This window comes from Anaerovirgula multivorans, from assembly GCF_900188145.1.
GTDB classification, from domain to species: Bacteria; Bacillota; Clostridia; order Peptostreptococcales; family Natronincolaceae; genus Anaerovirgula; species Anaerovirgula multivorans.
Map to the genome: position 1 here is coordinate 1 of NZ_FZOJ01000040.1, position 11399 is coordinate 11399.

Here is an 11399-nt window from a genome sequence, read left to right on the forward strand (position 1 = left end):
TTGTTTGTCAATAGTGAATTAGCACTATTTGTTAATTATATTCTTATGCAATTTTCAAGGATCAAAAAACTTATTTTCTTAAGTTGATGACAGTGGTATATCTTTATCCTCCACCTACAGGAGGAAAAATTGATACAGTATCATTGTCCTCTAAAACTCTATCGAGTTTTACACTTCTTCCGTTGATAAATATGATTGCTACCTCCTCAGCAGGAATATTTAACCTTTCAATGATATCTTTAGGCGTAGTACTTTCTTCAACATCCATCATCATCTCTTTCTTACGATTTTCTCTAAGCGTCGCAAATAGTTTTACTTTTACCTGCACCATCTTCACCTCCTATTTTGCAGGACGACAAAGTCGTCGTTCCCTAGCCATAAGTTTATCTTAGATGCCAACATCTATAATATTAACAGTAGTTTTTCTCTATGGACAGGCAATGATTTGTCTGGCCCAAAGACATTCGGCGCAGGATGGACTGTTGCCCCAACAATCCATCTCATTGCTCTCGGTATAACTACAGCCTTCAAGTGATCTGCAATCGGTACAGGAAGGAAAATGATTTTCATTAACAATTCGTCTGAAATTTACATATCCAGAATCCATCCATATCTCTTGAAGCTTTTTTTCATTTACATTCCCCAAATAGCAGGCATACATTTCCTTTTTTCTTCCGTAAATATAACATTGATAAGTATGCATCAGAGCATAACATGGGCTGACGTTCCCCTCATAGTTGATACACAAAGATTTATCCTTGATAAACTTGCAGCTCCGGTCTGTCCTTAATTTCATACTAGACATTTGAGCCTTGATTGTGATCAGTAGAGATTCATTACCAAACATCTGTCCAGTATCGGTATCATCAATATCATAAACAATTTCATCCTTCATGGATTCGTGATAAGGCAACAAGTTACTCACGATAATCTGACTGGCATTTAGATTACAAGCCATACGAATCAGTTTCGGCAGCTTGGCGTAATTCTTTTTCATGGCTACGAACTCGATTCCCAGTTCCGGCTTTTTGACCTTCTGCTGCTTTTTCATAGCTTGCAAATTTGCGATATTTTGAGAAACCCTTTGGAAGTTGGCACCTTGTCGAATTTCGTTATACTCTTCCTCATCAGGGCTGTCTAAAGAAGTAAAGAGAATATCCAGTTCTAGATCTATCAATTGTCGAATATTTTCTTCCTGTAGATAAGAGCCATTGGTAATCATCTCTACCTTCAAGCCAAGTTCTTTTACCGCCTTCAGCATATCAAAAATCCTTGGATGCATCATGGGCTCACCAAAACCACCAAAGTGAATCGACTCCAAATTCGGCAAATCTTTGAGGTTCCTCAGTATATTCTCAAAGGTCTCCCAGTCCATGTGAACCAGCTTATCCTGCCAGGAGCTGCGAATACAGGTTATACAGGAAAAATTACATTCCGTTGTGACCTCGATATATATTCTTTTTACGTCTGGTAGTAATGGGATTAATCGATAACCACCTTCTGTGGAAATAAATATAGCTTCTTGTCCCCCTTCCAAAGATACAGGTAGCTTCGTACTCCCATCCTTGGCAATCCGAACCTTTTGTCTTGCTGCAAAAAGTTCGGTTCCCAAGGCTTTAAAGGACTTTTTCATATTATCTCCCCCTCGTTGTCAAAAAAATCCACTATTTTCTTTTAATCTTAAAGTTAGCTTCGTTTTTTTGATTTTTCCCGTAAAATCCTAGTGCTAGCCGATATGGCCCAGGACATCCCGGTGGTAGAAAAGCTACCCGATCACCTGGATGAATAATGTAATCTAAAGCCTGGACGAAACCATTTACAAAAATTACCTCAACTTCATCCCATGGAATCTCCAATTTCTCAGCCAAAGCAGTACCTGTAATTGGCTCCTCAAGCTCCATGATTAAAGGAATGGATCCGTTTTTTTTCCGAAAAACTGCATCTAAATGAAGAAATCCCCTGACCTCAATGGTTTTTTTGGTTTCTTCTGACATATAAATCTATCCCTCCTTTATTAGGAAGGGTTATAAACCCTTCCCTACAAAATATATATTTGAAAATTTGAAGCCGGACCTAAGTCCGGCTTTTTATTTTCACTCTGCATAAGCGACTGACTCCAAATCAAAGATTCGGGTCATATACTTAAACAAGGATGTTATGACTCCATAGCCCATAAGGCAAAAACCGGAGATTTAATTATCAGCTATTTAAAGCTTCTTCACCTTCAAAATTGTAAACTTCGTCGATTTCTTCAGGAGTGAAGTCCCAAACCAAGTTATGTGGCGCACAAGGCTCATACTCAAAGAATTCAGGTAGACGGTCATGAGCATTAGTGAAGCCAGCAGCTTTATTAAAAGCACGTTCAACCTTAAGCACAGACTTACCGAGTTCAACTACCGCTTCTTCAACGCTCAGTGACAAACCATACTGGGCATTAATCATGTCGACCAAGGCTTGGATACCTTCCGGACTATCCGCCAAGGCAAACCAGATGAAGAGGCAACAACCGGTGCTGTCGATGGAAGCAGTGCCTATTTGCAGGAAGCGGGATATATCTACTTGGCCTTCTTTCTTAAGCGGATCTATAAAACCGCCAAGGCTTAAGATATTATTAGCAATACAATAACCTGCAGTATGGTCGGCGCCCATAGGTGTAGTGGCATAGGTCAAGCCAATACCCTTAACATTACGGGGATCATAAGCCGGGATGCTCTGCCCTTTGACTACAGGTACTCTGAACAAACCGCAAGCTTTGCCGATTGCTTCAGTACCACTACCAAGGAGTCTACCCAGTGGAGTGGGAACAGCAATTTGCTTGACAGCATCAAGCACAGCTTTACCATCACCCCAAGGCAACAAACCACCCTCCATAGCAGCAGCTACAGCAACAGCAGTTTCGATACTATCAACACCTATATCGTCCATTTCACGGTCGATATAAGCAATCTCATCTAAATCCTTGATACCAGCATCAGCACCAAGACCCCAAATTGTTTCATACTCAAAGCCACTGGTGATGTATTTACCTTGCTTATCAGGATACCACTGAGAACATCTTATGACACATCCAGCATGACAACCGTGGGAAACTTTACCGTCGCCGCCACGCTCTTTAATGGTGGCATTTACTGTTTCACCGGAGATGTTATCGTTCCAGTCTATGCGACCAGTGGTAAAGTTTTTGGATGGTAGACCCCCAGCTTCGTTCATGATGTTAACCAGCACGTTAGTGCCAAATGCAGCTAAACCTTGACCAGCAACTGGGTGATCTAAAATAACCTTAGCAAATACTTTTGAGGCTGCCCTAAATTTCTCTGGTTCTGCGATAGGAACAGCACCAGCACCAGTATCGTCGATAACAATAGCTTTTATCTTCTTAGAACCCATTACCGCACCTAAACCACCACGGCCTGCACTACGGATGTTGCCTTCTGGATCTTTGAAAGAAATATTCGCAGAAGGTAGACGGTATTCACCAGCTGGGCCAGCTAGAGCAATACCAACTTTTTCGCCATATTTTCCGCTTAACACCTCGATAGCCTTATAATTACCACATCCTCCAAGAATCTCAGCTGGAGCTTCATCAATAGTAACACGCTTCCCATCAATTTTAATAACATAGAATTTGTCATCAGCAGGTATTCCTTCAACAACTAAAGCTTTGATACCCATTTTAGCCATCTTTTGTGAAAAAGAACCACCCGCGTTACTTTCTTTAATGGTACCAGTTAATGGGCTCTTAGCTCCTACAGAAATACGTCCAGAGTTAGGAGCAGTAGTACCACTAAGTAGACCAGGAGCAAAGATCAGTTTGTTGTTTTTTCCCAAGGCATGGCAAGTAGGTTTCACTTCGTCGTTAACGAAGTTGGAAGTAAGTGCACGACCTCCCAATCCTACGTACTTCTCAGGAACTTTTTCAGTAGTAACCTTCAGTGTTGTCATGTCAACTCTGATAAATTTGTTCATAAAATTTCCTCCTTAATAATTTGTATTTTTTTTAATTTTTCTGCTCAATTATATACAATGTAGTTATCCTTTAGATTATATATAATGCAATTATCATACCAATTATTATAGGAGAATCTTTTTAAACAAGACTATTGAAATATAACGTTTTCATATCATAAAATTCTGCAAACTTTTTTAATCCGCATAGGGATCGTTCCGTATTAGAACGCTTTTTCTATCAACGGCTGTTCTGTTTCGTTACAATGTTCCATTTCAGAACAATTTATAACGTATTTTTTCATTTTTCTGTAGAGGGTATTTCTACCAATTCCGAGTACCTCCGCTGCAAGACTAATATTTCCATCGGCCTTTTTCAATACCTTTTGAATATGTTTCTTTTCCACCTCTTCTAGGCTATCTTGTTTCGTAATCACAGTTAGCTTTTCTCTAAGCTTTGTATTATTGCTATCTTCCCATAGATAGTCACCTTCGGCGTTAATGATTTGTTCTACCATATTCTCCAGTTCTCGAATATTACCATACCAGGGAAGATTCATCATTTCTTCTATTGATTCTTTAGACAGGGGTACAGGGTTTTTCTCCAATCTTAGAGATTTTGTAGTCATAAAATAGTCTATTAGAAGGGGAATATCTTCCTTTCGTTCCCTTAAGGGTAGCAGTTTTAGCGGCAATACATTCAATCTATAATATAAGTCTCTTCTAAAGTTCCCCTTTTCAACCTCCTGTCTTAATTCCTTGTTAGTGGCGGCAATAATTCGAACATCCACTTCAATTTCCTTAGTGCCACCAACACGAAAGAGTTTTCCTTCCTCCAATACCCTAAGCAAATTGGTTTGCATATCCAAAGGCATTTCACCAATTTCATCTAAAAATAAGGTTCCTCCATCCGCCATTTCAAATTTCCCAGGATGTCCTCCTCTTTTAGCTCCTGTGAAGGCCCCCTCCTCATATCCAAACAACTCAGATTCTATAAGATTTCGAGGCAAAGCGCCACAATTAATAGCAACAAAGGTTTCATCTTTACGGCTGCTATGATTATGAATGGATTGGGCAAAAACCTCTTTACCTGTCCCGCTTTCACCTGTAATCAATACTGTTGAAGGGCTATCGGATATTTTTTTTGCATACTTCAAAATTTCTAAAAATCTTTCACTTCTGCCAATAATTTTATCAAAGGTATAGCAGGCTTGCTTTCCTGTTATTTTGTTGGCCAGTTTTCTTGCCTTTTTTATTTCCTTGATGGTACAGACAATTCCTTGAGGGTTTTTGTTGGGTCCTACTATAGGATAGGCACTCAAGGTACAATGTATTTTTTCTTCTCTTCCCTTGATAAAGGCCTCCTCTTCTAGGTAGGTAACACGCTCGTCTACGCTGTCCTGTATCCCGTTCCAGCCCTCTACTAAATTTTCTACCCTCATGCCGATAATTTCTTCGTGGGTATAGCCCAGCATTTCACTGGCGGTTTTATTCATGGTTTTCATATAACCTCTAGGTCCAATCGTAAAAATTCCCACTGTGATGGAGTCAATAGTGGTTTCCATATATTTTTTAGCTAACTGCAGCTTCATGTTGGTTTTTCTAATCCGCAGCATCTGTTCTATTGCATGAACAGCTGCCACCACCATACCCAGTGTATGGGAGTGCACAAGATGACTGTAACCAGTAAGATCCAAGGTCCCTATAGTAACCCCTTCAGCATTTCTAATAGGCGCTGCCGAACAAGTCCACCGGTGGTAGGCCTTAATAAAATGTTCTTCTCCTGAAACCTGTACTGGAGTTCCCTCTGCCAAGGCTGTGCCCATAGCATTGGTTCCTATATGCTCCTCATTCATATAAGCTCCAGGTATCATCTCCAGATTAAAGGCCACCTCCAATACATCTTCGTCTCCAATAAGATTTAGAATACATCCTTCTTCATCTGTTAAAATAGCAAAAAAGCAGGAGCCTTTAACAAAGTTGTATAATTGGTTCATAAAAGGTTCTGTCGTTACAATAAGATCGCTATTTTGCTCCAATTTTTTTTGAAGTTCATCACCCTGTAAAATTTTCGAACTGTATATGCGATTATAATCTACTCCAAATCCGATGGATCTTTGGTGGGATCTCTCAATATAGTCTTTTGTTTTCATTTTACTTCCTCCCCCATCCTTTAACTCCTATATATTTATTAATTCAATTTTCTCACTTTTATTCCTGCTTTGTATAGTGGTATTTTTTGTTTTATCAAGGAAACATTTTACTCTTCAAAGTATCGATAACTATAAAGGTATAAATAAAAAGAAAAATCTCATAATAAAATGAGAATGAATTGTACAAAACAAGTATGGAGGGTTCTTTATTGAAATTTCCAAAGAAGATTTTTAAACATCCAAAACCACTTATTAAAGGTAATGAAGTTAGTGGAGATAATGAAGATAATGAAGTGTATTCTAAATTCAACCTTTCAGAAAGTATTGGAATGAATAGAAAGCATTTAGAAACAATATTTGAAGATTGCGATGATATTATTTATAGAGAAGTAAAGCTCTATAGAGATGAGGAAATTATTGATCTGTTATTGATTTATACAAACAATTTAGTGGATGCCAAAGAGATTAATGAAAATGTTATCAAACCAATAGGCTTTTATAGCCTAGCAAACAACGACAATCATATGAAAGAAGAAGTCATACTAGATACTATTGAAGAAATCGTTAGTGTGCATGCTATCAGCAGGGTGAATAATTTCGAAGAGATTGTAGCCACAATTTTATTAGGTAATACTGTTTTGCTGATAGAACATTATGATGTTGCATTAATACTAAACACAGTAGGAGGAGATAGCAGAAGTATAGAAGAATCTCCTGTAGAAAATATCATCCGTGGACCTCGGGATAGCTTTATTGAAAATATTCATACGAATATAGGACTTATACGACAAAAAATTAAGAGTCCTTCTTTAAAGGCAAAAAACTTAATCATCGGTAGCGAAAGCCAAACGATTGTTTCTGTGATCTATATGGAGAGCATCGTGAATAAACAGGCTTTAGAAAATATTATAAACAAACTGAATGAGATTCAGATTGATGGCATCTTCGACAGCGGCTATATTGAACAATACTTAGAGAGCAGCCCATATTCCCCTTTTCCTCAAATGCAAATAACAGAACGTCCAGATAAAGTTTGCGGAAATCTATTGGAGGGAAAAATTATTATATTGGTGGATGGCAGCCCTATGGCTTTAATCCTTCCCATATCCTTCTTTCAGCTTTTTCAGTCTCCTGAAGACTATTACGAAAGGGTTCTCTATGGAAATTTTACAAGACTCCTCCGATTGCTAGGGTTTATTATTGCCACTTCCTTACCTTCTGTTTACGTGGCATTAATCTCCTTTCATCATGAAATGCTGCCTATGGATTTGGTGATTGATTTATCTAGAACAAGAGCCCAAGTCCCTTTCCCACCGGTAATAGAGGCATTATTAATGGAACTAACTATCGAATTTTTAAGAGAAGCCAGTGCCCGTTTACCAGGCACCATTGGACAAACAGTAGGCATCGTAGGGGCCATCGTTATAGGAGAGGCTGCTATACAAGCTCACCTCGCTAGCCCTACGATGGTTATCGTGGTAGCTATTACTGCCCTAGGGAGCTATATTCTACCCCACTACAGCACCTCCTATGCTCTAAGAATGATCCGTTTTCCCATTATTTTAATGGCAGCTACCTTTGGAGCCTTTGGCATCATTATCGCCTGGAGCTGGGTTATTGTACATCTGTGCAGCTTAGAATCTTTTGGTTATCCCTATCTCTCACCACTAGCACCACTAGATGCTGATGTAACAAAAGATGCTTTGATCCGTGGGTCTTTACGGCGCTTTAAAGAGCGGCCTAAAACCTCCAATCAAAAGAATCAAACAAGATGGTAAATGAAGGGGTTGTTCATCAATGTATCAAAAATATAAAAATGGAGAAATATCTGCTGTACAATCATTTATTATCATTCTTAGTATGTCTATTGGTGCTGGGGTTTTAGGACTCGCTCGTGTAGTATCAGAGGTTTCACAGCAGGATGCTTGGATTTCTGTTTTTATCAATGGGCTTTTCATTAGCTTCATTATGATAGTAATCGTTTACACCATCAGTAGGTTTCCTCAATATAATTTTCTTCAATATACCTCCTATTTGTTAAGTAAACCTTTAGGTTATTTAGTTTCTATTGCCTATAGTGTTTATGCGGTTTTAGTCGCTGCAGTTGTCATCCGCTTTTTATCCGAAATGGTTTATACGTGGCTGTTGCCTAACACCCCAATATACATTGCAAATTTCATCATTGTTATTACAGTAGTGTATATGAACAAAAGTGGGATAACAGCTTTAGCCAGGTTCGCAGAGGCACTTGCTTTTTTGCTGGTCCCTTTTGCTCTCTTGATATTTGTAGGTTTACCAGAAGCCTCCTTTATCAATTTAAGGCCCATTGGAGGTTCTGGTCTAGTGCCTATTTTAAAGGGCACCATTCCTTCTTTTTTTTCCTTTGCTGGTTATGAGGCGCTTTTGGTTTATTACCCCTATGTTTCAGACAAACAAAGACCTATTATGAAATATTCCGTTTCAGCTCTTTTGATGATTACGATATTTTATACAGCTGCCGTTGCCGCTCAAATTGCCCTATATGGTCCTCAGGAAATACAACAAGTACTGTATCCCTCGATTAATTACTTAACCGCTGTTGATTTTCCCATTATAGAAAGAACTGAAATTTTCTTTACTATTTTTTGGACCTTTACGGTGCTGGTTACTGTAGGCATACAATATATGGCAGGCTGTATTGTATTGCAAAACATTTTTGTCACCAGAAAAACCAGTTTTTTTGTGTATCTCTTGTCTCCAGTAGTTTATTTGTTATCCCTTTATCCTCAAAACACAGCAGAAGTAGTGGATTATGGGGATAAAGTTGGAAAGCTTAATATATTCTTTGGCCTGCTGCTTCCATTCATTTTATTCATTATGTACTTTATTAAAGGGAGGAAAAATCATTATGAAGAAAATAGTTAAAGTATTCGTTTTATTAATACTGATATCTTCTCTGGCAGGCTGTTGGGATGCCACAGATTTAGAAGAGTTGCTAATCGTCTATGGATTAGGCATTGATATTAGTAATGATAACCCCGACCAATACTTTTTTACTATTGGTTTCCCCACTATTATTCCAGAGGCACCCGAAAAAAAACATGAATTTTCTACAGAGGCACCCTCTCTAGGGAGAGCAAAAAACAATCTTCAGCAGAAGGTATATCGTCAAATCTCTTATGATAATATTCGGGTTATTATTTTTAGTGAAGAAGTTGCAAAGCAAGGAATTATGGTGCATATTGATTCTATGTTAAGGGAACCCCTTTTCCGGGGAACAACGAGATTTGCAGTTGCTATTGATAGAGCAGTTGATATGCTTACCATGGAACCTCCTGTCTCTCTCTTTATCAGCACCTTTTTGTTTGACTCAATTGAACAAAATTATGAAGCTACCCTCGTACCTATTACTACCTTAAGAAACTTTAGCCATGAGTATTATGCCGATGGCATTGAGCCTGCAATGCCCTTTATCTGCTATGGAGCTGATAAAACAGAGCTTAATGTAGGCTGTGTCGCTTTATTTCAAGGAGATAAAATGATTGAATATTTTAGCGGGGACAATAGCAGAGCTTTTATGTTATTAAGAGGAGAGATTCACGGGGGAATTTATACCTTTGAGCTTATGGACGGCTTTGTATCCATCAACCTAAAGGGAGGCAGCGGTAAAATCAAGACGGAATTGATCAATGGAGAGCTCCATATTTATCACGATATTTTCATCAATTGTGTGCTATCTGAGCATACCCCTAAGCATGAAATGTTGTCGGCAAATAGTATTAAAGCGCTTGAAACACAGCTTGAAGAAAAAATTAAAAAGAGCCTGAGGAATGCTTTAGATATTTTACAAAATGAATTAAAGAATGATAATATTGGTTATGGGAAGTATGTTAAGGCCAACCATCCTGAGTATTTTGACGGCGAAAGCTGGAATGATCAATTTGCAAAAGCAATCATTCATGTGAATCCTACAGTTAGAATCAGAGCCTTGGGGGTGACTCCATAGGTTGATCTATCTTATGACCATAATCTTAACTTAAAGTCAAATTTTACTCCGCCAGCATGGCTACTTCAATAAAAAAGAATGGTGTTGTAAGGAAAGGGACGGTTATACATGTATCAAAAATATAGAAACGGAGAAATATCTGCTATACAATTGCATATCCTTATTATTAGCTTCTTAATTTGTGCTGGTGTTCTAGATCTTTCTAGGCTAGTAGGAGCAGTTTCTCAGCAGGATGCTTGGATTTCTGTTTTCATTAATGGTCTTTTCATCAGCTTCATCATGATTATTATTGTATACACCATCAGCAGGTTTCCTCAATATAATTTCCTTCAATATATCTCTTATTTACTAGGAAAACCTTTGGGCTATTTAGTTGCCATTAGCTATTGCTTTTATGCGGCCTTGGTCACCGCCACCATCATTCGTTTATTATCTGAAATGATTTATACCTGGCTTTTACCTAATACTTCTATATATATCTTAAACTTCATAATTGTCATAACCGCTCTATATATGATTAGAAATGGATTAACGGTTCTAGCTAGATTTAATGAAGTCATCGTATTTATGTTGATTCCCTTTTTTGTGTTAATATTTGTAGGTCTACCTGAAGCTTCTCTGATTAATTTGAGACCTATAGGTGGAGCTGGTATAGTAAATATTCTAAAGGGGGTCGTTCCTTCCTTCTTTGCCTTTGGGGGATCTGAAATTGTTTTGGTTTATTATCCATATATTTCAGACAAGCAAAAACCTATTATGAAATATTCTGTTATATCTATCATGCTTGTGACTGCGTTTTATACTGCCCTTGTTATATCCCAAATGGCTTTTTATGGTCCCCAGGAAATTCAACAGGTACTGTATCCATCTATTAGCTATCTATCAGCTTCTATCTTCCCAGTTATCGAAAGATTAGAGCTCTTTTTTACTATTTTTTGGATTTTTACGGTTCTTGCCACCATTGGTATTCAATATTTAGCTTCCTGCATTGTATTGCAAAATATTTTTGTTGCAAAAAAAACTAGTTTTTTTGCCTATATTCTAGCTCCAGTAATTTATCTCTTGTCTCTTTATCCTCAAAACACAGCAGAAGTGGTAGATTTTGGTGACACAATAGGGAAAATTTATACCTTTTATGGCCTTGCCCTCCCACTCCTGCTATTGATTATGTACTTTATTAAAGAGAAAAAAAGTATTGATAAAAAAAATAGTTGAACCATTCATTTTGTTGATAATAACACTTTTTCTAACCAGCTATTGGCTGTTATAGATTAGGCTGCTATAAAAAACACTTGATATCTATCTTTTCATTAGAT

Annotated in this window: 9 protein-coding genes; 4 read left to right on the forward strand and 5 right to left on the reverse strand. The window is 37.9% G+C overall.

Going from position 1 to position 11399, the window contains the following annotated elements; genetic code table 11:
• Positions 1-103: 103 nt before the first annotated feature.
• The 5 genes from CHB72_RS22630 to CHB72_RS22650 all read right to left on the reverse strand — a co-directional run bounded on the left by CHB72_RS22630 (position 104) and on the right by CHB72_RS22650 (position 6098).
• The gene (locus CHB72_RS22630) at positions 104-331 is read right to left on the reverse strand and encodes a MoaD/ThiS family protein (RefSeq protein ID WP_330397114.1); all 228 of its coding nucleotides are present in this window, start codon (positions 329-331) and stop codon (positions 104-106) included.
• A 96-nt stretch (positions 332-427) separates the two neighbouring features.
• Positions 428-1633: a tungsten cofactor oxidoreductase radical SAM maturase gene (locus tag CHB72_RS22635; RefSeq protein WP_089285146.1), complete on the reverse strand. Its 1206-nt coding sequence runs from the start codon at positions 1631-1633 to the stop codon at positions 428-430.
• A gap of 31 nt (positions 1634-1664) precedes the next feature.
• The gene (locus CHB72_RS22640; RefSeq protein WP_089285147.1) at positions 1665-1994 is read right to left on the reverse strand and encodes a MoaD/ThiS family protein; all 330 of its coding nucleotides are present in this window, start codon (positions 1992-1994) and stop codon (positions 1665-1667) included.
• 205 nt (positions 1995-2199) lie between these two features.
• Positions 2200-3966, reverse strand: coding sequence for an aldehyde ferredoxin oxidoreductase family protein (locus CHB72_RS22645; protein ID WP_089285148.1), 1767 nt, complete (start codon positions 3964-3966; stop codon positions 2200-2202).
• Positions 3967-4169: 203 nt separating this feature from the next.
• Positions 4170-6098: a sigma-54-dependent Fis family transcriptional regulator gene (locus CHB72_RS22650; protein ID WP_089285149.1), complete on the reverse strand. Its 1929-nt coding sequence runs from the start codon at positions 6096-6098 to the stop codon at positions 4170-4172.
• A 209-nt stretch (positions 6099-6307) separates the two neighbouring features.
• Here CHB72_RS22650 and CHB72_RS22655 point away from each other — a divergent pair, with 209 nt between their 5' ends.
• The 4 genes from CHB72_RS22655 (at position 6308) to CHB72_RS22670 (ending at position 11298) form a co-directional block, all read left to right on the forward strand.
• Positions 6308-7876, forward strand: a complete 1569-nt coding sequence (locus CHB72_RS22655) for a spore germination protein (RefSeq protein WP_242975237.1) — start codon at positions 6308-6310, stop codon at positions 7874-7876.
• A gap of 19 nt (positions 7877-7895) precedes the next feature.
• Positions 7896-9002 (forward strand): GerAB/ArcD/ProY family transporter, encoded by a 1107-nt coding sequence (locus CHB72_RS22660; protein ID WP_089285150.1) that lies wholly within the window; start codon positions 7896-7898, stop codon positions 9000-9002.
• A complete protein-coding gene (locus CHB72_RS22665) occupies positions 8986-10083 on the forward strand; it encodes a Ger(x)C family spore germination protein (protein ID WP_089285151.1) in 1098 nt (365 codons plus the stop codon). The genes CHB72_RS22660 and CHB72_RS22665 overlap by 17 nt, the downstream gene beginning before the upstream one ends.
• A 108-nt stretch (positions 10084-10191) precedes the next feature.
• Positions 10192-11298 carry a GerAB/ArcD/ProY family transporter gene (locus CHB72_RS22670; RefSeq protein WP_089285152.1) on the forward strand — a complete coding sequence of 369 codons (1107 nt, stop codon included), beginning with the start codon at positions 10192-10194 and terminating at the stop codon, positions 11296-11298.
• Positions 11299-11399 lie beyond the last annotated feature (101 nt).